General features: G+C 54.6%; 28 protein-coding genes. 4 read left to right on the forward strand and 24 right to left on the reverse strand.

Annotation, left to right across the window (positions count from 1 at the left end; all coding sequences use genetic code 11):
• Positions 1 to 100: 100 nt before the first annotated feature.
• Entirely contained in the window at positions 101 to 466 is a 366-nt protein-coding gene (locus ACK4S7_RS04320; RefSeq protein ID WP_409644752.1) for a septal ring lytic transglycosylase RlpA family protein, read from the forward strand.
• Here the strand turns inward: ACK4S7_RS04320 and ACK4S7_RS04325 are convergent.
• Positions 463 to 1185: a YgfZ/GcvT domain-containing protein gene (locus ACK4S7_RS04325; protein WP_409644753.1), complete on the reverse strand. Its 723-nt coding sequence runs from the start codon at positions 1183 to 1185 to the stop codon at positions 463 to 465. The two genes, ACK4S7_RS04320 and ACK4S7_RS04325, sit on opposite strands and share 4 nt — an antisense overlap.
• Positions 1186 to 1223: 38 nt before the next feature.
• Here ACK4S7_RS04325 and pyrC point away from each other — a divergent pair, with 38 nt between their 5' ends.
• A complete protein-coding gene (gene pyrC, locus ACK4S7_RS04330; protein WP_409644754.1) occupies positions 1224 to 2267 on the forward strand; it encodes a dihydroorotase in 1044 nt (347 codons plus the stop codon).
• Here the strand turns inward: pyrC and ACK4S7_RS04335 are convergent.
• Genes ACK4S7_RS04335 through ACK4S7_RS04345 form a run of 3 tightly spaced genes read right to left on the reverse strand, consistent with a single transcriptional unit; the run spans position 2264 to position 3410 of the window.
• Positions 2264 to 2566, reverse strand: a complete 303-nt coding sequence (locus ACK4S7_RS04335; RefSeq protein WP_409644755.1) for a hypothetical protein — start codon at positions 2564 to 2566, stop codon at positions 2264 to 2266. The genes pyrC and ACK4S7_RS04335 overlap by 4 nt on opposite strands.
• A complete protein-coding gene (gene rarD / locus ACK4S7_RS04340; protein ID WP_409644756.1) occupies positions 2524 to 3159 on the reverse strand; it encodes an EamA family transporter RarD in 636 nt (211 codons plus the stop codon). The genes ACK4S7_RS04335 and rarD overlap by 43 nt, the downstream gene beginning before the upstream one ends.
• A 29-nt stretch (positions 3160 to 3188) precedes the next feature.
• Complete coding sequence (locus ACK4S7_RS04345; RefSeq protein ID WP_409644757.1) at positions 3189 to 3410, reverse strand: hypothetical protein; 222 nt, start codon at positions 3408 to 3410, stop codon at positions 3189 to 3191.
• A 176-nt stretch (positions 3411 to 3586) separates the two neighbouring features.
• Between ACK4S7_RS04345 and ACK4S7_RS04350 the strand changes: the two genes are divergently transcribed.
• A complete protein-coding gene (locus ACK4S7_RS04350; protein ID WP_409644759.1) occupies positions 3587 to 3967 on the forward strand; it encodes a glycine zipper 2TM domain-containing protein in 381 nt (126 codons plus the stop codon).
• A gap of 75 nt (positions 3968 to 4042) precedes the next feature.
• Here ACK4S7_RS04350 and ACK4S7_RS04355 read toward each other — a convergent pair whose 3' ends face one another.
• The 3 genes from ACK4S7_RS04355 to ACK4S7_RS04365 form a co-directional block, all read right to left on the reverse strand.
• A complete protein-coding gene (locus ACK4S7_RS04355; protein ID WP_409644761.1) occupies positions 4043 to 4600 on the reverse strand; it encodes a hypothetical protein in 558 nt (185 codons plus the stop codon).
• 127 nt (positions 4601 to 4727) lie between these two features.
• Positions 4728 to 6884, reverse strand: a complete 2157-nt coding sequence (locus ACK4S7_RS04360; RefSeq protein ID WP_409644762.1) for a prolyl oligopeptidase family serine peptidase — start codon at positions 6882 to 6884, stop codon at positions 4728 to 4730.
• A gap of 111 nt (positions 6885 to 6995) precedes the next feature.
• A complete protein-coding gene (locus ACK4S7_RS04365; protein ID WP_409644763.1) occupies positions 6996 to 8048 on the reverse strand; it encodes a transcriptional regulator in 1053 nt (350 codons plus the stop codon).
• An 88-nt stretch (positions 8049 to 8136) separates the two neighbouring features.
• On the opposite strand from ACK4S7_RS04365, the gene ACK4S7_RS04370 reads away from it, so the two are divergent.
• On the forward strand, positions 8137 to 8697 hold the full coding sequence (locus ACK4S7_RS04370; RefSeq protein WP_409644764.1) for a hypothetical protein: 561 nt from the start codon (positions 8137 to 8139) through the stop codon (positions 8695 to 8697).
• A gap of 64 nt (positions 8698 to 8761) precedes the next feature.
• Here ACK4S7_RS04370 and rplQ read toward each other — a convergent pair whose 3' ends face one another.
• From rplQ to rplE, 17 genes are all read right to left on the reverse strand, one after another.
• On the reverse strand, positions 8762 to 9175 hold the full coding sequence (rplQ, locus tag ACK4S7_RS04375; protein WP_409644765.1) for a 50S ribosomal protein L17: 414 nt from the start codon (positions 9173 to 9175) through the stop codon (positions 8762 to 8764).
• Between the two features lie 116 nt (positions 9176 to 9291).
• Positions 9292 to 10353 carry a DNA-directed RNA polymerase subunit alpha gene (locus tag ACK4S7_RS04380; protein WP_409644766.1) on the reverse strand — a complete coding sequence of 354 codons (1062 nt, stop codon included), beginning with the start codon at positions 10351 to 10353 and terminating at the stop codon, positions 9292 to 9294.
• A 100-nt stretch (positions 10354 to 10453) separates the two neighbouring features.
• Entirely contained in the window at positions 10454 to 10843 is a 390-nt protein-coding gene (gene rpsK, locus ACK4S7_RS04385; protein WP_125229604.1) for a 30S ribosomal protein S11, read from the reverse strand.
• A 57-nt stretch (positions 10844 to 10900) separates the two neighbouring features.
• Positions 10901 to 11269: a 30S ribosomal protein S13 gene (gene rpsM, locus ACK4S7_RS04390; protein ID WP_306062393.1), complete on the reverse strand. Its 369-nt coding sequence runs from the start codon at positions 11267 to 11269 to the stop codon at positions 10901 to 10903.
• A 176-nt stretch (positions 11270 to 11445) separates the two neighbouring features.
• Entirely contained in the window at positions 11446 to 12351 is a 906-nt protein-coding gene (gene rimK, locus ACK4S7_RS04395) for a 30S ribosomal protein S6--L-glutamate ligase (protein WP_409644768.1), read from the reverse strand.
• Positions 12348 to 12824: an ATP-dependent zinc protease gene (locus tag ACK4S7_RS04400; RefSeq protein ID WP_409644769.1), complete on the reverse strand. Its 477-nt coding sequence runs from the start codon at positions 12822 to 12824 to the stop codon at positions 12348 to 12350. The genes rimK and ACK4S7_RS04400 overlap by 4 nt, the downstream gene beginning before the upstream one ends.
• Positions 12825 to 13535, reverse strand: a complete 711-nt coding sequence (locus ACK4S7_RS04405; RefSeq protein WP_409644770.1) for a hypothetical protein — start codon at positions 13533 to 13535, stop codon at positions 12825 to 12827.
• A gap of 71 nt (positions 13536 to 13606) precedes the next feature.
• Positions 13607 to 14251 (reverse strand): adenylate kinase, encoded by a 645-nt coding sequence (locus ACK4S7_RS04410; RefSeq protein ID WP_409644771.1) that lies wholly within the window; start codon positions 14249 to 14251, stop codon positions 13607 to 13609.
• 36 nt (positions 14252 to 14287) lie between these two features.
• Positions 14288 to 15664 carry a preprotein translocase subunit SecY gene (gene secY, locus ACK4S7_RS04415; RefSeq protein ID WP_409644772.1) on the reverse strand — a complete coding sequence of 459 codons (1377 nt, stop codon included), beginning with the start codon at positions 15662 to 15664 and terminating at the stop codon, positions 14288 to 14290.
• 173 nt (positions 15665 to 15837) lie between these two features.
• Entirely contained in the window at positions 15838 to 16374 is a 537-nt protein-coding gene (rplO, locus tag ACK4S7_RS04420; protein ID WP_409644773.1) for a 50S ribosomal protein L15, read from the reverse strand.
• Between the two features lie 39 nt (positions 16375 to 16413).
• Positions 16414 to 16590 (reverse strand): 50S ribosomal protein L30, encoded by a 177-nt coding sequence (rpmD, locus tag ACK4S7_RS04425; protein ID WP_409644774.1) that lies wholly within the window; start codon positions 16588 to 16590, stop codon positions 16414 to 16416.
• Positions 16591 to 16595: 5 nt separating this feature from the next.
• Entirely contained in the window at positions 16596 to 17303 is a 708-nt protein-coding gene (gene rpsE / locus ACK4S7_RS04430) for a 30S ribosomal protein S5 (protein ID WP_409644780.1), read from the reverse strand.
• Between the two features lie 2 nt (positions 17304 to 17305).
• Positions 17306 to 17659: a 50S ribosomal protein L18 gene (gene rplR / locus ACK4S7_RS04435; RefSeq protein ID WP_409644775.1), complete on the reverse strand. Its 354-nt coding sequence runs from the start codon at positions 17657 to 17659 to the stop codon at positions 17306 to 17308.
• A complete protein-coding gene (rplF, locus tag ACK4S7_RS04440; protein ID WP_409644776.1) occupies positions 17659 to 18192 on the reverse strand; it encodes a 50S ribosomal protein L6 in 534 nt (177 codons plus the stop codon). Before rplF ends, rplR begins: the two co-directional genes overlap by 1 nt.
• Entirely contained in the window at positions 18192 to 18587 is a 396-nt protein-coding gene (gene rpsH, locus ACK4S7_RS04445) for a 30S ribosomal protein S8 (RefSeq protein WP_409644777.1), read from the reverse strand. The genes rplF and rpsH overlap by 1 nt, the downstream gene beginning before the upstream one ends.
• Positions 18588 to 18598: 11 nt before the next feature.
• On the reverse strand, positions 18599 to 18904 hold the full coding sequence (gene rpsN / locus ACK4S7_RS04450; protein WP_183941957.1) for a 30S ribosomal protein S14: 306 nt from the start codon (positions 18902 to 18904) through the stop codon (positions 18599 to 18601).
• The coding region (gene rplE, locus ACK4S7_RS04455; RefSeq protein WP_409644778.1) for a 50S ribosomal protein L5 at positions 18904 to 19460 on the reverse strand (557 nt) is incomplete at its 5' end. The genes rpsN and rplE, both read right to left, overlap by 1 nt.

Here is a 19460-nt window from a genome sequence, read left to right on the forward strand (position 1 = left end):
TTATCAAGTGACCGCAAACGTTGGGCAACACATCGCTTGCCTGTTGGATGTGGGTAATTCGTGATTTAGGCATCGACCCACTCAAGGGAGGGGGGGATCCATGAATCGACGTGGTTATTTGCTCATGGCGCTGTTAGCTATGCCAGTATTGGCACAAGCAGGCGACAGCCGGGTCGAGATCGGTACTGGCATAGCAAGCTATTATGGCGCTGAGCTTGGCGGCAACCGCACGGCCAATGGCGAACGTTTCGATCCCGACGCATTGACTGCAGCTCATCGGAGCCTGTCATTCGGCAGCCGTGTTGCGGTGACAAACCTTGCCAATGGTCAGGAAGTTGTCGTGCGGATTAACGACCGCGGACCTTGGGGCAAGTCACGTATCATGGATGTTTCGTATGCGGCGGCCAAGCAACTTGACATGGACCGCAGCGGAACAGCAAAAGTGAAACTGGAACTGCTAGATTAGCTAATCGCAGCGCGTTGCCATTCCGGCAGATCGAGCTGTACCATATCCTCGATACGGCGTAATTCCACAGACAGTCCAAATTCCGGATATGCATGGCGTTGGCGGCTAAGGTCTGCTTTTTCGGCTGGCACGACCACCAACCGCCGATTGACCTTTTGCCGCCAGTTCATTCGGGCAGTGTTCTCCTGCCCAACATAACATCCTTTCGAGAAAGACACGCCGTTCAGTTCGGCAGCATTTGTCTCAAGCCATAATGTCTGCTCGCTTCCAAGCTCCGCCACGCCCTCGGGTATGCCGAGCGCCAGACGATGCGCGCGGTACTCGGCGCTAACATCGACATCATCGGCCGAGGGTGTTCCCAGACATCGTTTGCCCATGTCCCCATGGCGCGGGTCGCTGCTGCCTTCTGGGGTCCAATAAACACCGATGGCAGAATCAGCCGCGATCGCGATTTTCCGCCTCAGCCGATACATTGAAAGCCGCCGAACCAACGCGTCAGCTTGCGTGCTCTCACAATCGATCAATACATCCTCGCCATCCGCCCATAATAGGAAATCGAACAAAGCCTTGCCTTGCGGACTTAAGAGCCCCGACCAAACAGGCATTTCCGATGTGGTATCCTGAGTCACCAGACCTTGCAAAAAAAGGCGCACATCCTCGCTGGCTTCGGTCGGTGACAAACGTATGATGCTACGGTCGAATAGACGGGTGTTTCGCATAGGTGACAGATAGGGTGCCGGGCGCTTAAAGGGAAGCCATGACCGACCCGACGATTCTTTCCATCCGCCGTCCTGATGACTGGCATGTCCATTTACGCGATAATGCGGTGATGCGCAGTGTCGTGCCATATACCGCGGCGCAATTTGCGCGTGCGATTGTGATGCCCAATCTTTCGCCGCCGGTAACAACAGTTGAGGCGGGCGCGGCCTATCGCGACCGCATTTTGGCCGCCGTGCCCCAAGGCGTCAGCTTCACGCCCTTGATCACCTCCTATCTGACTGATGCGACAGACGGCGGGGAACTGGCGCGTGGTTTTGCCGAGGGCGTGTTTACAGCAGCAAAATTATACCCCGCTCATGCAACGACCGGAAGCGCGCATGGCGTTACCAACGTCGCCAATATCATGCCCGCGCTGGAGCATATGGCGCGTATAGCTATGCCCCTTCTCATTCATGGCGAAGTGACCGATTCACATGTCGACATTTTCGACCGGGAGGCGGTCTTTATTGAGCAGACGCTGTCCAAGCTGGTCCGGGACCTGCCGGAATTACGAATTGTTTTTGAGCATATCACCACCGCAGACGCCGTCGCTTTTGTCGACGAAAGCAGCGATAACATCGCCGCAACGATCACGCCGCAGCATCTGCACATCAACCGCAACGCGATGTTCGCAGGCGGCATTCGCCCGCATGCTTATTGCCTGCCTGTGGCGAAGCGCGAAATGCACCGTCTTGCTTTACGTAAGGCCGCCACATCGGGCAGCCCCAAATATTTCCTTGGCACCGACAGCGCGCCGCATGACAAATCGGCGAAGGAAAGTGCATGTGGGTGCGCCGGGATTTTCAATGCCCCGTTTGCCATGGAAAGCTATGCCACTGTCTTTGAGGAAGAAGGTGCGTTGGACAAGCTGGAGGCCTTTGCGTCGGAAAACGGACCACATTTTTACCGTCTGCCGCTCAATGAGGAGCGCGTAACGTTAGAACGCATTGACACTCCGGTTTCAGAACTGCTTGAACTGGATGGCGTTTCTCTCGTGCCGTTTCACGCCGGAGAAACCCTGCGCTGGCGATTTACGGGTTAGGCTTTGGCCGCCCGATAGGTTTTGATCGCATCTGCGCAGAAAATCGCGATGCTGCCCCATATCAGAATGAAACATGCAAGTTTGGTAGTGCTCAGGGGTTCTCCATAAACGAATACGCCCAACAAAAACGCAATCGACGGCGCAATATACTGCACAAAACCAAGGCTGGCATAGCTCATCCGCCGTGCGGCCGTCGCAAACATCAGTAGCGGGATCGCAGTAACTGCGCCTGCGAGGATCAACAATCCGGATGTCGTCAGATCATCGCCAAACCCGCCAGTGCCGCCTGCGCATACCAAATAACCGCACCCAGCGACAAAGGCGCAAGCAATGTTGTTTCAATCGCGAGGCCAGGCACGGAGCCGACTGGCGTTATCTTGCGAATGAGGCCGTATAGGCCAAAGCTGAACGCCAAGGACACTGACACCCATAAGGTATCGAGCGCATCGCCAATAAGAATCGCAACGCCGATTGCCGCCACCGCAACTGCGACCAATTGCAGCGGACGAAGCCGCTCGCCCAAAAACAGACGTCCAAGAAGCACGTTCACTAACGGGTTCAGATAATAGCCAAGGCTAGCCGCCAATATGTGGTCGGTAGACACTGCCCAAATATAAATAAGCCAATTGATCGCAATCAGCGTCGCCGATGCCAACAGGTTCCGCAGATGCGCCCTGTGGCGGAATATCGCAGCATATTCTGCGAGCTGTTTTCGTAGCGCCATGATGACAAGCAGCAACGGGATGGACCATAATATCCGTTGCGCCACCACCGCGACCGGCGGAACGTGGCTCAGCAACTTGAAATAAACGGGCACAAACCCCCAGATCAGATAAGCCGAAATAGCGTAGGGCAGGCCGCTGGGCTGCGCGGTTTGTTTGTTGTCTGCCATGTGAACTTGTCTCTGCCCTCATCTGAGGTTCAGATGATACCGCCACCGATCCATAGTCGAAGCGCACAGATCGCCATAACCACCAGGCAAAAGTTGCGACCGCCATTCTTCTCGGAAATAAATCCGAAAACTGCGCCAACGCCAGCAATAGGTATGATCAGCCAGTTCAACCAACCAAGCAGGGGGATAAAGCCGATAAAAGCCAGAACGAGAGCAATAAGGCCCAACAGAAACGCGATGATATTTGCCATGAACGAACTGTGGCGGGTTTTTACCAGCGTGGCAAGTATAGGCCGCTCGAAGCAGCGGCGATATCACTCTGCCTCCCATGACACACGCCTCGTCCTTGCCGCTTGTTCCGTGCAACTTTCGTTCATCAAAAGTGGTCGAAATCCCGGTCGTCAATTTGCGAACAAGGAGAAAACACATGAGACATGCATTTCTGGCGTTGGCTGCGGCAAGCTTGGTGCTTCCGGCCACTGCTGTGTCTGCTGATCCGCCCCGCCATGCCAAAGCATGGGGTTATAAGGACAAAAAGGGCCGCAATTATGAACGTGGATATCGTGAAGGCCGCAGGGACGCCGCGCGGATTGGAGATGATACCCGAATTTGGCGTGGCGATGATGGTCGCTATTATTGCAAGCGAGATGACGGCACGACTGGCCTGATCATTGGAGCCGCAGTGGGTGGGCTCGCGGGCAATGAGATTGCGGGCCGGGGTGATAAAACTCTTGGCGCAATCCTTGGCGCTGCTGGCGGTGCATTGTTGGGCCGCGAAATCGACCGAAGCAATTACCGCTGCCGCTGAGAAATAGCGCCTAATATAACAAGAGGCTCAGTCTGCTTCCAAACTGAGCCTCTTTGCCCCATTAGCGTGGAGCCTTTAGCGCCACTGTTCCAGACCTTTATAGTCGATATCAACGACACGGCCACGTTCGACAGTGCAAGTGAAGCGGCCCTTGTCATATCCACGACCATATGGATTCCAGTTATAGCGACTATCGCGATCGTAGCGGTTGCCTTGATAATAACGGTCCCTGCCGTAGCCATCATTGTAAGCGCGGCCGCCGTCTTGAACGACAACATTGCCCTTAACCCGGTAGCCATAACGGGTACGTTGGATGTCACGGATTTGTGTGACTTCCGAACGGCTGTAGCCATTTGCCCAGCGTTCTACGTTATTGATGCACTGGTTCACCGCAAAGCGGCTGTTCCCACCGCGATAGCTGTTCCGGTCGCCGTCGTAATAGCGGTCGTTGTTGCCGGCAGAAAGTACTGCAGCCAGTCCACCTAGCACGACGGCACCGGCAATAATTTCTCCAGCACTGATTCCATCACGGTGGCGGTCGTAGCGGTCCCGCGCTTGAGCGGGTGCTGCGACACTGACCAAAGCTGCAGCAGCAGCTCCGGCGCCAAGCAAGCTTTTGGTCATAAATTTCATCTTCATTCTCCTTTACTCGGCACCTGCTTTCTTGTGCCGATGGATATGAATTAGCCGAGTCGGTTTGACCGGACGCTGAACTGACTTGTCAGCATCTGTTCATCTAAAACGACATTTTTATGAACGATTATTCGGTAAGCGCCAGTCCTGTCCATTTCGCAAGGAACGCGTAAATATCCGAATATTCATCAATCACCTTGTCCGTTGGCTTTCCTGACCCATGACCCGCACGGCTTTCAATGCGAATGATCTTGGGCTTCCTTCCAGTGTCTGCAGCCTGAAGAGCGGAGATATATTTGAAACTATGGCCGGGAACCACGCGGTCATCAGTGTCTGCAGTCGACACTATGACCGCAGGATATTCAACGCCGGATTTGATATTGTGGTAAGGCGAATAAGTCATCTGCATCTTGAAATCGGCTTCCTTGCCGGGATAGCCATAATCGTCCACCCAGTATCGGCCCGCAGTGAACCGGTCGAAACGAACCATATCCATGACGCCTACGGCAGCATGTCCCGCCGCAAACAGATCAGGGCGCTGGTTCAAAGATGCGCCTACCAGAAGGCCGCCATTGGAGCGGCCTTCAATTGCGATCTTGCCATTGGTCGAAATGCCATTCGCAATCAGATATTCCGCTGCTGCGGCAAAGTCGTCAAAGACATTCTGCTTGTTCATCAGGCGGCCTGCGTCATGCCATGGCTTCCCGTATTCGCCGCCGCCACGGATGTTCGCGAGCGCAAACACGCCGCCCGACTGAAGCCACGCCATGCGGGTTGCCGAATAAGTTGGCGTTTGAGAAATGTTGAACCCGCCGTACGAATACAACAATGTCGGTGCGCCTTTCGACAGGTCAACGTCCTTCCTGTGTACGATGAACATCGGAATTTTCGTGCCATCCTTTGACGGATAGAAAACCTGGCGCACGGCAAAATCTTGCGGGTTAAAGCTCAACTTAGGCTGCGCAAAGGGCGTCGAAGAACCGCTGTTGCTGTCAAAACGGTAAACCGCACCAGGCTGATTAAAGCTTGAAAAGCCATAGAAGGTTTCGGGGTCACCGGGCCTGCCCGAAAAGCCGCTGGCAGTGCCGATCGCGTTCAGTTTAATCTCCTGCACTGGCTGGCCAGCGAGGTCAGTCATCAGCGCCATCGACTTCGCATCCTTTATATACGACAAGATCATGCGATTACCGACGATCTGCGCGCGCGACAGTGTCTCTTCACGTTCGGGGATGACATCAACGAACACAGGCGTCCTCGCTCCAAGGTCGACGCTAACGACCTTCAACTTTGGCGCATCCTTATTGGTGGTGAACCATAGCTTATTGCCCATGCCTTCAATAAGGCCCCAGTCGTTATCCAGACCCTTGACCAAAGGACGAGCTTTCCATGTCGGGTTTTTGCCAAGCGAGATGACGTGTAATTCATATTTTTCATCCGTGCCCGACGACGTAGTGATCACCGCCCATTTGCCGTCGTGCGTCACTTGGGCACTGTGCCCATATTCAGGTTTCTCCGGCGTCGCGTAGATCGCCTTGTCTTCGGACTGCGGCGTGCCAATTTTGTGATAGTAAACCGTCTGGTTATAATTCAGTTGCTGGAATGCTGCGCCTGCTTGTGGCTCAGCAAAGCGAGAATAGAGAAATCCTTCATTACCCCCCCAACTGATGTTTGTGAACTTGGCCCATTTGATTTCATCGGACAGCACTTTGCCCGTCGCAGTATCGAGTACCTTGATGGTGCGCCAATCGGACCCGCCATCCTGAATGGCGTAAGCGAGCAGCTTGCCATTTTTCGACGGCACCCAGCTATCGAGCGCCGTCGCGCCATCCCTGGCCCAGCTATTCGGGTCCAGCAACAAGCGGTCCGCGCCGTTCAGGCCCTTGCGGACATATAACACCGACTGGTTCTGCAGCCCGTCATTTTTGTTGAAGAAATAATAGCCGCTGGCCTTTTCTGGCAGGCCAAAGCGTTCGTAATCGAACAGCTTCTTCATGCGGTCCGCAAGGATCTTTTTGCCAGGCAAAGTTTTAAGATAGGCATCGGTCACCGCATTTTGCGATGTCACCCAATCGGCAACTTCGGAGTTGACGCGAACATCATCTTCAAGCCAGCGATAGGGGTCAGCAACTTTCACGCCAAATTGTTCGTCGACTACGTTCACGATTTTAGTCTTGGGATAGGTTAATTCGGCAGTGACGTCGGCCGTGGCCGCGCCCTTGGCTACGGCCATCGACGAAATTGGCGTCAATATAATGGCTGCACCAAGCAAAAGCGCACTTCGCATGATTTAATTTCCCCAGTTCTCGGATAATAGGTGGCACGACTATAGCTTAGGTTAATGAACGCCAACCATCCCGCGCGTCGCCCGCCTGTTTATTTCGCATTTTTGTCGAAATCATTCGGTGATCTGGCGCTGTGCCAACAAAATTGCGCCAGTCATGCTCGCAGCGAACAACATTCCTTCCAGTCCGCCTGTAACCATTTGGCTGATCGGACCAAATCCATCCTCACCAAACAGCGCGCCAATCTGGTCAAGCCGCAGCCGCGACTGCGGCAGCACACCGGCCAGGGCGTTCAAACTGCCACCAAGCAATTGCCCGCCAGCCGCCGGGATGGCTGCTCCGGCGACTGCCCCGACAGCTGCCGGCACAAGCATTCTACGCAACAAACTTTGGCTCGATGGGGCGCGACTACCCAAATATAATCCAAGCCCCACAGCAGCGCCTAAAACGGCTCCCTCCAACGCACCAGTAATGTGGGTCGGCGACTGCCCAAGCAGCAGGTAAAACGCATCAAGCCCTAGAAGCTTCACGATGCCGCCGATAAGGAAACCACCTGCCCCGCCACCCAGAATAGTCGAAGGGCCAGTACGGGGATTGAACAGACCAGCTGCTGCCATCCCGAAACTAACGCCAGCGGCACCGATGAGTGCGATCAGTACGGTAAGCGCTGTGAGCACAAGTACGATGGATGCGCCGCCCATGCCCTGTGAACCTCCAGCAAATCCGTAGAAGATGCCGCCCAGCAACCCGGCGACGCCGCCGCCCACAATACCGGCCCCGCCCAATGCCCAAAATGTCCGCCAGTCCAACCTTGACGCGCTCGCCAATGTTACGACTGGCAAAGCATCGCTGACGTTGACCGCAGCAATGAACCGATAGCCATGCTTTGGCACGGTCTCGATAAAGCGCGGTCGCGCAGCATCATCTTGTAATGCGCGGCGCAAACTTCTTATGCACTGTGTCAGCGCTTCATCCGTGACAGGTACGCCGCTCCAGACATCCTCCATGAACCGGTCCTTTGGGACAAGCCCGCCCGCGTTACGGACCAGCAGGACGAGAGCGTCGAAATAGCGGCTGGAAACGTCCAGTGCTACGCCATCACGGCACAGCAGACGGCTTTCAACATCGAGCGTGAAGGGGCCAAAGCGAAACCTATCTGATTTCATTTTTCACCAAATGCTCATGTCCTGCTCATGCTTGCAATGTCGCCTTGCCCTAAATGCATAGCCTCCATTTATCGAAAAGGGCAATGTTATGAATATCTCTCGCGAAAGACTTCCGCGCCGACGTCTGAATCCCTGGCGCGTCATTGGCTGGGGCGGCGCCATTGCGCTTATCCTTGCGCCGTTGGTAGCCATGCAATTTACCAACGAAGTTGATTGGGACGAAACCGATTTCATTGTCGCAACGATCATCTTCGGTATTGTCGGCGGGCTCATTGAACTCGCGGTGCGCGTATCATCCAACTGGTATTTCCGCATCGGGGCAATGTTCGCTGTGCTCGCCGGGTTCATGGTCGTTTGGGCCAATTTGGCAGTTGGCATGATCGGCAATGAGGACAACCCCGTGAATCTGTGGTTCGGCGCAGTTTTGTTTACGGCCATTGCGGGCAGCATAGCCTCACGATTTCGTGGCAGCATCCTCCCATGGGCGATGTTCGTTGCCGGGACACTGCAAATTGCCATTGGCACCTTTGCGGGGATATTAGGAACCGACATGCGTGGTGGCAGATTTACGATCGTCCTTTCGGTCGCGTGGTTTATTGCAAGCTTGTTGTTCTGGTCTGCGCGCCGAAGCCGCAACGACAAGGTCTGACGCAAAGAAAAAGGGCGGCACCCGTTCGGATACCGCCCTTTATAATTCCTAAGCCGAGGCTCGGTTATTCAGCGTCGTCCATCACTTCGACTGGACCGCTGTCCTGGCCCTTTGCATCGACATTGCGATCAACAAGCTCAATCACGCCCATTGGTGCAGCATCCGAACCACGGAAACCAGCCTTGATAACGCGGCTGTAGCCACCGCTACGGTCGGCATAGCGTGTCGCCAGTTCGTCAAACAACTTCGTCAACTGCGTGTCGTCCATCAAACGGCTCATCGCAAGGCGACGGTTCGATAGGCCACCTTTTTTCGCAAGCGTTATCAGCTTCTCGATATAAGGGCGCAGTTCCTTTGCCTTTGGCAAGGTTGTCTTGATCTGTTCATGCTTGATCAGCGATGCTGCCATGTTGCGAAGCATCGCGGTACGGTGCGATGTCGTGCGTTGCAGCTTACGGTGGCCAACTTTATGGCGCATAATTCATTCCTTCGTTCGTAGGGGGGCCGTATCAGGTACCCCGATCCCGGCCCACTTGAGGGGGAGCCATTACCCTTTAATGTCGGACCAAGACCCTGCCTTGGTCCGAAAGGCGATTAACCGAGCAGTTCTTGCTCAAGCTTCTTTGCCATCTCTTCGATGTTTTCTGGCGGCCATCCGGGGATGTCCATACCAAGGCGCAAGCCCATCGACGACAATACTTCCTTGATCTCGTTCAGCGACTTGCGACCGAAATTAGGCGTACGCAACATTTCGGCTTCGCTCTTCTGGACGAGGTCACCAATGTAGATGATGTTGTCGTTCTTGAGGCAGTTTGCGCTGCGAACCGACAATTCCAACTCGTCGACCTTCTTGAGGAGGTAACGGTTGAGTTGGTTTGCATCGGATTCTTCTGACGATGCCGAAGGTGCAGCCATGCCGATCATCGGCGAAGATGCGGCCATCGAATCTTCGAAGTGGACGAACACTTGCAACTGGTCCTGAAGGATGCGTGCGGCATAAGCCACGGCATCTTCTGGGGTAACAGTGCCATCGGTTTCAATCGTCAGCGAAAGCTTGTCATAGTCAAGTTCCTGACCAATGCGCGCGTTGTCGACCTTGTACGCAACCTGACGCACTGGCGAATAGAGGCTGTCCACAGGGATCAGGCCAATTGGCGCATCCGCGGGACGGTTAGCAACAGCAGGAACATAGCCCTTGCCGCTGTCTGCCGTGATTTCCATGTTCAACGTCGCGCCATCATCAAGATGACAGATAACCAAATCGGGGTTCATGACTTGAATGTCACCCGAAACGGCGATGTCGCCAGCGGTTACGGCGCCAGGGCCAGTTGCAGAAAGCTGAAGACGCTTTGGACCTTCGCCCTCCATCTTCAATGCGACCTGCTTGATGTTCAAAACGATGTCAGTGACGTCCTCACGCACACCAGCAAGCGACGAGAATTCGTGCAAGACGTTCTCGATCTTGATCGACGTGATCGCTGCGCCCTGCAACGATGAAAGCAGGACGCGACGCAGCGCGTTGCCGAGTGTCAAGCCGAAGCCACGCTCGAGCGGCTCTGCAACAAATGTTGCCTTACGCTTCGCATCGCTACCTGATTTGAGCTCAAGTGCGTTGGGCTTTTTCAGTTCCTGCCAGTTCTTGATATTGACGGACATGGATTTCCCCTTGGGTTTTGCAAAACCGGCAATTTGGTGCACCGTGCCGGCTCGCGGGTAAAAGAAGGAACGACTGAACAGCCGCCCCTGAAACGAATGCTTAGACGCGCCGCCGCTTTGAAGGACGGACGCCGTTATGTGGAATTGAAGTCACGTCGCGGATAGAGGTGATGGTAAAACCAACCGCCTGCAACGCGCGGAGCGCCGACTCACGACCCGAACCCGGGCCCTTAACTTCTACTTCCAGCGTGCGGACGCCATGTTCCGCAGCTTTCTTACCAGCGTCTTCTGCGGCCACCTGAGCTGCGTAAGGCGTAGATTTGCGGCTACCCTTAAAACCCATAGTTCCAGCTGAAGACCAGCTGATCGCGTTGCCTTGGGCATCGGTGATAGTGATCATTGTGTTGTTGAAGCTTGCATTGACGTGCGCGACGCCTGCCGAAATATTTTTGCGCTCCCGCTTTTTAATGCGCTGTGGTTCGCGTGCCATATAATGTGTATCCTATTCGAAAATGCGAAGAAAAAATAATCAGGCCAAAGCCGGTGATTACTTCTTCTTGCCCGCGATTGCCTTGGACTTGCCCTTGCGGGTGCGCGCATTGGTGTGCGTACGCTGACCACGGACGGGAAGGCCCTTACGGTGGCGAAGGCCACGATAGCAGGCGAGATCCATCAAACGTTTGATGTTCATCGACGTGGTACGGCGAAGATCGCCCTCTACGGTGTAGCCCGCATCGATAGTTTCGCGGATTTGCAGAACTTCGGCATCCGAAAGGTCCTGAACACGACGGCTATGATCAATTCCCAGCTTGGTCGCGATTTCGACGGCTTTAGTGCGGCCGATACCGTGAATGTAGGTAAGCGCAATGATCACGCGCTTGTTCGTTGGAATGTTAACTCCGGCAATACGTGCCAATTTATTTACTCCTGCTCCACAGGTGCCCTCGAAAGGACGATCCCTATCTCAACGCTGATGATATTCCGAAACGCACAAAACCAGCTGACGCATAAAAGCGCTGCTGGCTGCACCAGATGTTCGGAATTACCTGCGCCTTACGGTGAGTCGCGCTCACTGTCAAGGCCAGAGGGGCGCTATCCCTTGCCTTTTGTCTTGGTTTTGCCAACGCTGGCATTTTCTTCGATGAACTCGATTATCCTGCCGGCAATATCTTTGCCGCTGGCTTTTTCAATACCCTCGAGCCCGGGCGAACTGTTCACTTCCATAATCACCGGCCCGTGGTTTGATCGCAACATGTCGACACCCGCGACATTCAACCCCATGGCGCGCGCTGCCCTAACGGCGGTGGACCGTTCCTCCGGCGTAATTTTGATGGCTTCCGCCGATCCGCCGCGGTGCAGATTTGATCGAAAGTCACCCTCTGCTCCCTTGCGCTGCATCGACGCGACGACTCTGTTACCGATCACAAAGCACCGGATATCTGTCGCGTTGGCTTCCTTGATGAACTCTTGCACCAATATGTTAACGTTGGCGCCGCGAAAGGCTTCAATCACCGAGCGCGCCGATTTCTCGGTCTCTCCCAGGACCACGCCAATGCCTTGTGTACCCTCCAGCAGTTTAATAACGACAGGCGCACCGCCGACCATTTGAATCACTTCGTCAGTCTGCCTGGGGTCGTGCGCAAAGGCGGTCACGGGTAGGCCAAGCCCCTTGCGCGCCAGTATCTGCAACGAGCGCAATTTGTCGCGCGAACGGCCAATGGCCACGCTTTCGTTCAGCGACCACACATTCATCATCTCGAATTGCCGCAGGACAGCCAAACCATAAAAGGTGATTGACGCGCCGATTCGCGGAATAACTGCGTCGTATTTTCCAAGCTTCGCGCCCTGATAATAGGCTTCGGGGCGGTGCGAGGTAATGTTCATGGTCACGCGCAACGTGTTCAATATGTCGATTTCGTGGCCGCGCGCTTGTGCGGCCTCCACCAAACGCTGGTGAGAATATAGGTTGGCGTTTCGCGCCAACATCGCAATTTTCATGTGACTGTGCTTCCTTGATTCGCAGGTTTTCCCAAAACCCACCGTCGACCGCTGTTGACGAGAAAGCCGCGCCTTAGCGCCCGCCGTCCAATGAGCAAGGGGAAAGCCATTGAACGCCGGTTCGCCAAGGTGAGTTCTCCATTCCAGCACAGTTTACCAAAGCAAAATTGCGCCGCGATGACATAACGGTCCTGCCGTTCGCCATTGGAAGAACGGACCATGCGCCGGTCGATTATTTTAGCTTCATATCGCTTCGGTTTTTCGCCAGCATTAAGCCGAAACCAGAATTCAACATACGGTTTGCCGTCGCGCGATATCGGTTTAATTCGTGTTGCGTGAATAGCCGATGTAACGGCACCCGTGTCCATTTTGGCGTGCACCTGCGAGAGACCAAGGCTTGGCAAGTCTACCATCTCACACCAGCCAATTTCGATTTTGTTTATCGAACCCCGTTTCTTGACTTCTCCAGCCAATTATCGAGGCTCCGCAGACGTAGCCTCGACCGAAGCGGCATCCGTCTCATCGAGGTTGACTGGATCATTCTCCGATATGGTCTGCGGCTCGCTTGGTTCCGGGTCTACCATTTTCTCTACATCGAGCTTGAAGCCGTCCGCCTTTGACGCATCAGCCTCTGCCAGCGCAAATGGCAACAGCATGCTCCTGAACTGCTCGCCCAGCACCTTGTCGACCGCTGGCGCTATTTCGGACACCTTATACCGCATATAGCCGCCCACGACGTAGGAGAAGCTCACCTTTGTGCCTGCTGCGCCTCTGACAGGTTCCATCGCGACGGTAAGCGTTCCCAATACAGCTTCGGACTGAAGGGGCCCCAGCGCGCCCTGCATGCGCAATACCTTGCCAGGCTGCGCAAATATTACGCGCATATGTTCCACGCTGCCCACAGTCCGTAACTTGCCGTTTGCGTCAGCCTCCTGGAAAAGTTCGCAGAAACAGCCATTGGCCTGAGCGTCTATGTAAAAACCCGCGCTCGAACCTGACCAGCTATGCGCCTTGTTCCAATAATCCTTTGGTGCCAGCAACCGCTTCCATATTTCATCCGGGGTCGCATTCACCGTTGCGACGTGAATGACGTTGAAACCGGTGTCTGTCGCAGCTTTGACATCCGCAAAGGCGGGCGAGGCTGTGGCGGACAATATAATGGTGATTAATATGGGATATTTCATGGAACGAAGTCTAACAACCGTTTCCAAATCCGTCACCCTGAAGTTGTTCAGTATGAGGAGGCTATGCAAATTCAGTCAATGATCGCATCAATAGCATTGGTCACATCTTCAATGGCAGCCATGCCGTCGACGCGGCTGACAAGGCCGCGCGCATCATACAAAGGCAGGATCGGCTCAGTCTTGGCGCGATATTCCGCCATGCGTGTCCGAACTGTCTCTTCATTGTCGTCCGGGCGGCGCTTGAATTCATGTGATCCGCATTTATCGCACGTATCCGCAACCACTGGCTGCTTGAAAACGTCGTGATAGCCATCGCCGCAATTCGCGCACGTGAAACGACCAACGACACGCTCTACCAGCGCGTCTTCATCCACCACCAGCTCGATGACATGATCAAGTGTACGGTTACGCGCAGATAGCAGGCCATCCAGCAAAGCGACCTGCGGCGCAGTACGTGGGTAGCCGTCGAAAATCAGGCCTTTGTCTGCAGGAATGGCGTCCATGTGCTCGCCAAGAATTTCCGCCATGAGTTCATCCGGGAACAGCTTCCCGGCCTTCATGATTGCATCAGCCATCTTGCCAACGTCAGTGCCGGCTTTCACGGCCGCCCGAAGGATATCACCGGTCGACAATTGCACCATGCCATATTTCTCGACGAGAAATGCTGCCTGCGTGCCTTTACCCGCGCCTGGAGGCCCCAAAAGGATGATATTCATGAAACGTTTCCCCGATTCGTTTCGATGTCGCACCCTTTAGCGGGCGCGTCCACCCTTGAGCTTCGCCTTTTTCAGTAGGTCCCCATATTGATGGGCAAGCAGGTGGCTCTGGATCTGCGAGATTGTGTCGATGGTGACATTGACCAGAATGAGCAAGCTGGTTCCGCCAATAGCAAAGAACTGCTGTTGCCCGGTCTGCGCCATGACATAGTCGGGCAGCAAGCACACCAAGGTCAGATAAGCTGCGCCCAACACGGTGATACGGGTCAGTACATAATCGAGATAGGATTCAGTGTTCTTGCCGGGACGGATCCCCGGAATAAAGCCCCCTGCTTTTTTCAGGTTCTCTGATGTTTCTTCCGGGTTAAACACCACTGCGGTGTAAAAGAAGCAGAAGAAGATGATGCCCAGACCATAGAGCGCCAGATAGACCGGCTGCCCATGTGCAAGATATTGGTTCAGCGAAATGACGAAGTCACCCATGGCACTTTCGCCAGCAACTTTGTTGCCGCCCAATTGCGTGATCGTGATCGGCAAGAGCAAAAGCGAAGACGCAAAAATGGGTGGGATAACGCCAGCGGTGTTAATTTTTAGCGGAAGGTGGCTGCGATCGGCCTGCATCATCCCGCGCTGCGTTGCCCGCTTTGGATATTGGATGAGAACACGGCGCTGTCCACGCTCCATAAAACAGATCAGCAACGTCAGGCTGATAAACATGGCAATAAAGCCGATAATGACAAATCCGCTAATGGAGCCCGTGCGCCCCCCCTCAAGCAATTGCGCAAACAAACGCGGCATTTGCGCGACGATACCGGCCATAATGATGAGTGATATACCGTTGCCGATGCCTCGCGACGTAATTTGCTCGCCCAGCCACATCAGGAACATGGTGCCGCCGATTAAGCTGATGGTCGCCACAATACGGAACATCAGACCAGGTTCAACCACAGCGCCAATACCATTAGCCGCAGCAAGGCTTTCCAAACCAGCTGCAAGGAAATAACCCTGCACTGCGGTCAGGAACACCGTTCCGTAACGCGTATATTGGTTCAATTTCTTGCGCCCGCTCTCGCCCTCTTTCTTGATGGCGGCAAGCGTTGGCGACAGCGATGCCGCAAGCTGCACGACAATCGACGCGGTAATATAAGGCATGACGCCAAGCGCAATGAGGCTCATGCGCTCAAGGCTGCCACCCGAGAAGGTATTAAAAATATCAAGAACGCCGCCGGCCGCGTTATTGGCATATAGCGCCGCTTGTGCGACCGGATCAACGCCAGGTAATGGCACGAAGCTCAGTAATCGGAAAATGATTAGCGCGCCTATTGTGAACCAGATGCGGTTCTTAAGCTCTGTTGCCTGCCCGAACTTCGATAGATTGAGGTTCGAGGCCATTTGGTCGGCCCTAGATGCCATGATAATCGTTCCTTGGTTCCGGATTAAACCCAAATGCACTTTTGTCGCGCAACGGCTTAATCCCAAAAATTTCGCCTGACTGTATCCGGACGGCCCCCAGAAATGTCAAACCCCGCCAGCCCATATCGGGAAGCGGGGCTGGCATGACAAGAGCGAAGTCGTCGCCCCTTGTCTTATTTCTTTGCCGCAGCTTCTTTTGCCGCGTTCTTGACGGAAGATTTTTTCGCGGCAGCTTTTTCAGCCGCCGAAACCTTCACCAACACCTCAACGTTGCCGCCCGCTTTTTCAACAGCCTCAATGGCTGCCTTGGACGCGCCGGCAACGGAGAAATTGACCTTCGAAGTCAGTTCGCCCTTGGCAAGCAGACGAACGCCATCCTTGCCGCCACGTGCTAGACCAGCGGCCTGCAAAGCGGCGTGGTCGACGACAGCATTAACGTCGATTTTCTTCGCGTCGATAAACTTCTGGATCATGCCCAAATTTACCTCAGCATGGTCCTTTGCGAAGATATTGTTGAAGCCGCGCTTTGGAATACGCATGTGAAGTGGCATCTGGCCGCCTTCAAATCCGTTGATCGAAACACCCGAACGGCTGGTTTGACCTTTTTGGCCGCGACCCGAGGTTTTACCTTTGCCTGAACCGATACCACGGCCAACGCGCATACGACGATGGCGTGCGCCTTCGTTATCTTTAATGTCATTCAATTTCATGTCGTGCACTCGCTTTCGCTTTAATTCGCGCTAATGTTATTAGTCCTGAATTTGGACCATATGCCGAACCGTTTGGATCATACCACGGACTTCGGGGGTGTCTTCGATCTCGACGACGCGGTTCATCTTGTCAAGGCCAAGGCCCTTCAATGTTGCACGCTGCGAGGCAGGACGGCGGATCGGCGAACCGGTCTGTTTGATTTTAATCTTCGCCATATCGATTACTCCGCAATAGCTTCTGCATCGGCTTCAGCAGTTTTGCTGCCGCCACGACCCAAAAGGTCCGAGATTTTCTTGCCGCGACGTTGCGCTACCGACTTGGGGCTCGTCTGTTCAGACAAAGCTGCGAAGGTAGCACGGATCATGTTGTAAGGGTTGGACGTACCAACCGACTTAGTCACCACGTCTGCAACGCCAAGGCTTTCGAAGACGGCGCGCATTGGGCCACCTGCGATGATACCGGTACCCGCAGGTGCCGAACGCAATGTTACCTTGCCAGCGCCGAAATGGCCCTTGCCGTCATGGTGCAATGTACGGCCATCTTTCAGGGCGACCCGAATCATGGACTTCTTTGCAGCAGCGGTCGCCTTGTTAATGGCTTCCGGCACTTCGCGCGCCTTACCATGACCAAAACCAACGCGGCCCTGTCCGTCGCCCACGACGACCAATGCAGCAAAACCAAAGCGCTTACCGCCCTTGACCGTTTTCGAAACGCGGTTGATGTGGACGAGCTTTTCGATCGTGCCATCATCTTCTTCCTGCGCAGGGCGACGATCATTGTTGTTACGACCACGGCCACCGCCGCCTCCGCCACGATTGTCCCCGCCACCACGACCGCCACGACCGCGGCGCTGGCCTTCGGCTGCGACTGCTTCAGGTGCTGCGCCGTCCACGACGGGTGCAGTGCTTTCAGTGTTTTCGTCAGCCATCATCAGAACTCCAATCCGCCTTCGCGCGCTGCATCAGCAAGCGCTTTGACGCGACCGTGAAACAGAAACCCGCCACGATCAAATACTACGCTGGAAATGCCAGCCTTCTTGGCAGCTTCGGCTACCCGCTTACCGACATCGGCAGCAGCTTCCGCCGTCGAGCCATTCTTCGCTTTTACATCCTTGTCGAGCGTTGAGGCAGACGCGAGCGTCGCCCCCTTCGAATCGTCAATGATCTGTGCGTAGATATGGCGGCCAGTCCGGTGAACTGAAAGACGAGGACGTCCAGCAACCTGCGCCCGCAATTTCGAACGCACGCGCTGACGGCGCCGTGCAAAGAGAGACAGTTTTGCCATTATTTCTTCTTCCCTTCCTTGCGGAAGATATATTCGCCGCGGTATTTGATGCCCTTGCCCTTATAAGGCTCTGGCTTCCTCCAGCGGCGGATTTCGGCAGCAACCTGCCCAACCTTCTGCTTGTCGATACCCGAGATTTCCACCGTGGTGTTGTCGGGAGTCTTGATTTCAATGCCCTCAGGGATCGCGAAGTCGACATCATGGCTGTAACCAAGCTGAAGCTTCAACATCTTGCCCTGGCTATTGGCACGGTAACCAACGCCGGTGATTTCAAGCACCTTTGTAAAGCCCTCAGTCACGCCTGTAACCAAGTTCTGTACAAGCGTGCGCTGCATACCCCAAAAGGCGCGCGCCGCTTTGCTTCCGTTCGCAGGCTTCACCAAAAGGCCATCTTCCTGCATCTCATAAGAGATCAGGTCGCTCATGGGCATTTTCAGTTCGCCCTTCGGTCCTTTGACCGAAAGCGTGCCCGCTTCCATGCTGGCGGTAACGCCGGCTGGAATGGGAACAGGTTTCTTACCAATGCGGCTCATTAGAATACCTCCGCCAGGATTTCGCCGCCGACATTCTGTGCACGCGCTTCGGCGTCCGACAGAACGCCCTTGGGCGTCGAAACGATGGTGATACCAAGGCCGTTACGGATAACCGGAAGCTCCTGGCTCCCTGAATATACGCGGCGACCTGGCTTTGAAACGCGGGCGACATGCTGGATAGCAGGTGCACCTTCGAAATATTTCAGCTCAATGCGAATGCCCTTGTGCGCGCCAATAGCTTCTTCGCTGTAACCGCGAATATAACCTTCACGCTGCAACACATCGAGAACGCGGGTACGCAGGCCGGACGCTGGCGAGATTACAGAATCTTTCTTCGCCCGCTGGCCGTTGCGGATACGGGTGAGCATGTCACCCAAAGGATCGGTCATTGCCATCTATCTTATCCTTACCAGCTCGACTTCGTAACGCCTGGGATCATGCCCTTATTGGCAAGATTACGCAGTTCGATACGGTTCAGCTTGAATTTACGGTACACGCCACGAGGACGTCCGGTGGTTTCACAACGGTTACGCACGCGGTGCGGGTTACCATTGCGAGGAATTTCAGCCATTTTCAGGCGTGCAATCAAACGCTCGCTGTCATCCAGCGACTGGTCTTTTGCCATCGCCTTCAGCTTCGCGTAACGACCGGCATATTTTTTCGCCAGCTTCTTGCGACGCTCGTTCTTGTTTATGGAGCTCAGTTTAGCCATTATGCAGCCGCCTTTTCATCAGCTTCTTCCACTGGGAACGGGAAGCCGAACAGCTTAAGCAGTTCGCGCGCCTCGTCATCCGAGTTTGCCGAAGTCGTTACGATCACATCCATTCCGCGCACCACGTCGATGGCGTCATAGCTGATTTCTGGGAAGATGATCTGTTCCTTGAGGCCCATGGCGAAGTTGCCACGACCATCAAAGCTGTTTGGGTTCAGGCCGCGGAAATCGCGAATACGCGGCATCGCGATCGTCACCAGGCGGTCAATGAATTCGTACATCTGGGCACCGCGAAGCGTGACTTTTACGCCGATTGGCATGCCTTCACGCAACTTGAAACCTGCGATCGATTTCTTAGCCTTGGTAACGACTGGCTTTTGACCGGCGATCAGTTCCATTTCGGCAAGAGCGGTTGTGACCTTCTTCTTGTCCTGTGATCCTTCGCCCACGCCCATGTTGAGCGTAATCTTCTCGATCTTTGGAACAGCGAAGCGGTTTGCATAACCGAACTTCTCAGTCAGACCCTTTACAACAGTTTCGTCATAAAGCTTCTTAA

Source organism: Sphingorhabdus sp. (assembly GCF_046292425.1).
In the GTDB taxonomy this organism is placed as follows: domain Bacteria; phylum Pseudomonadota; class Alphaproteobacteria; order Sphingomonadales; family Sphingomonadaceae; genus Sphingorhabdus_B.

Bases quoted from the DNA above. Each gene is read 5' to 3' on its own strand.
- ACK4S7_RS04320 (WP_409644752.1), top strand. From the start codon at position 101: ATGAATCGACGTGGTTATTTGCTCATGGCGCTGTTAGCTATGCCAGTA.
- ACK4S7_RS04325 (WP_409644753.1), bottom strand. From the start codon at position 1,185: ATGCGAAACACCCGTCTATTCGACCGTAGCATCATACGTTTGTCACCG.
- pyrC (WP_409644754.1), top strand. From the start codon at position 1,224: ATGACCGACCCGACGATTCTTTCCATCCGCCGTCCTGATGACTGGCAT.
- rarD (WP_409644756.1), bottom strand. From the start codon at position 3,159: ATGGCAGACAACAAACAAACCGCGCAGCCCAGCGGCCTGCCCTACGCT.
- ACK4S7_RS04345 (WP_409644757.1), bottom strand. From the start codon at position 3,410: ATGGCAAATATCATCGCGTTTCTGTTGGGCCTTATTGCTCTCGTTCTG.
- ACK4S7_RS04350 (WP_409644759.1), top strand. From the start codon at position 3,587: ATGAGACATGCATTTCTGGCGTTGGCTGCGGCAAGCTTGGTGCTTCCG.
- ACK4S7_RS04355 (WP_409644761.1), bottom strand. From the start codon at position 4,600: ATGAAATTTATGACCAAAAGCTTGCTTGGCGCCGGAGCTGCTGCTGCA.
- ACK4S7_RS04360 (WP_409644762.1), bottom strand. From the start codon at position 6,884: ATGCGAAGTGCGCTTTTGCTTGGTGCAGCCATTATATTGACGCCAATT.
- ACK4S7_RS04365 (WP_409644763.1), bottom strand. From the start codon at position 8,048: ATGAAATCAGATAGGTTTCGCTTTGGCCCCTTCACGCTCGATGTTGAA.
- ACK4S7_RS04370 (WP_409644764.1), top strand. From the start codon at position 8,137: ATGAATATCTCTCGCGAAAGACTTCCGCGCCGACGTCTGAATCCCTGG.
- rplQ (WP_409644765.1), bottom strand. From the start codon at position 9,175: ATGCGCCATAAAGTTGGCCACCGTAAGCTGCAACGCACGACATCGCAC.
- ACK4S7_RS04380 (WP_409644766.1), bottom strand. From the start codon at position 10,353: ATGTCCGTCAATATCAAGAACTGGCAGGAACTGAAAAAGCCCAACGCA.
- rpsK (WP_125229604.1), bottom strand. From the start codon at position 10,843: ATGGCACGCGAACCACAGCGCATTAAAAAGCGGGAGCGCAAAAATATT.
- rimK (WP_409644768.1), bottom strand. From the start codon at position 12,351: ATGAAAATTGCGATGTTGGCGCGAAACGCCAACCTATATTCTCACCAG.
- ACK4S7_RS04405 (WP_409644770.1), bottom strand. From the start codon at position 13,535: ATGAAATATCCCATATTAATCACCATTATATTGTCCGCCACAGCCTCG.
- ACK4S7_RS04410 (WP_409644771.1), bottom strand. From the start codon at position 14,251: ATGAATATCATCCTTTTGGGGCCTCCAGGCGCGGGTAAAGGCACGCAG.
- secY (WP_409644772.1), bottom strand. From the start codon at position 15,664: ATGGCATCTAGGGCCGACCAAATGGCCTCGAACCTCAATCTATCGAAG.
- rplO (WP_409644773.1), bottom strand. From the start codon at position 16,374: ATGAAATTGAATGACATTAAAGATAACGAAGGCGCACGCCATCGTCGT.
- rpmD (WP_409644774.1), bottom strand. From the start codon at position 16,590: ATGGCGAAGATTAAAATCAAACAGACCGGTTCGCCGATCCGCCGTCCT.
- rpsE (WP_409644780.1), bottom strand. From the start codon at position 17,303: ATGGCTGACGAAAACACTGAAAGCACTGCACCCGTCGTGGACGGCGCA.
- rplR (WP_409644775.1), bottom strand. From the start codon at position 17,659: ATGGCAAAACTGTCTCTCTTTGCACGGCGCCGTCAGCGCGTGCGTTCG.
- rplF (WP_409644776.1), bottom strand. From the start codon at position 18,192: ATGAGCCGCATTGGTAAGAAACCTGTTCCCATTCCAGCCGGCGTTACC.
- rpsH (WP_409644777.1), bottom strand. From the start codon at position 18,587: ATGGCAATGACCGATCCTTTGGGTGACATGCTCACCCGTATCCGCAAC.
- rpsN (WP_183941957.1), bottom strand. From the start codon at position 18,904: ATGGCTAAACTGAGCTCCATAAACAAGAACGAGCGTCGCAAGAAGCTG.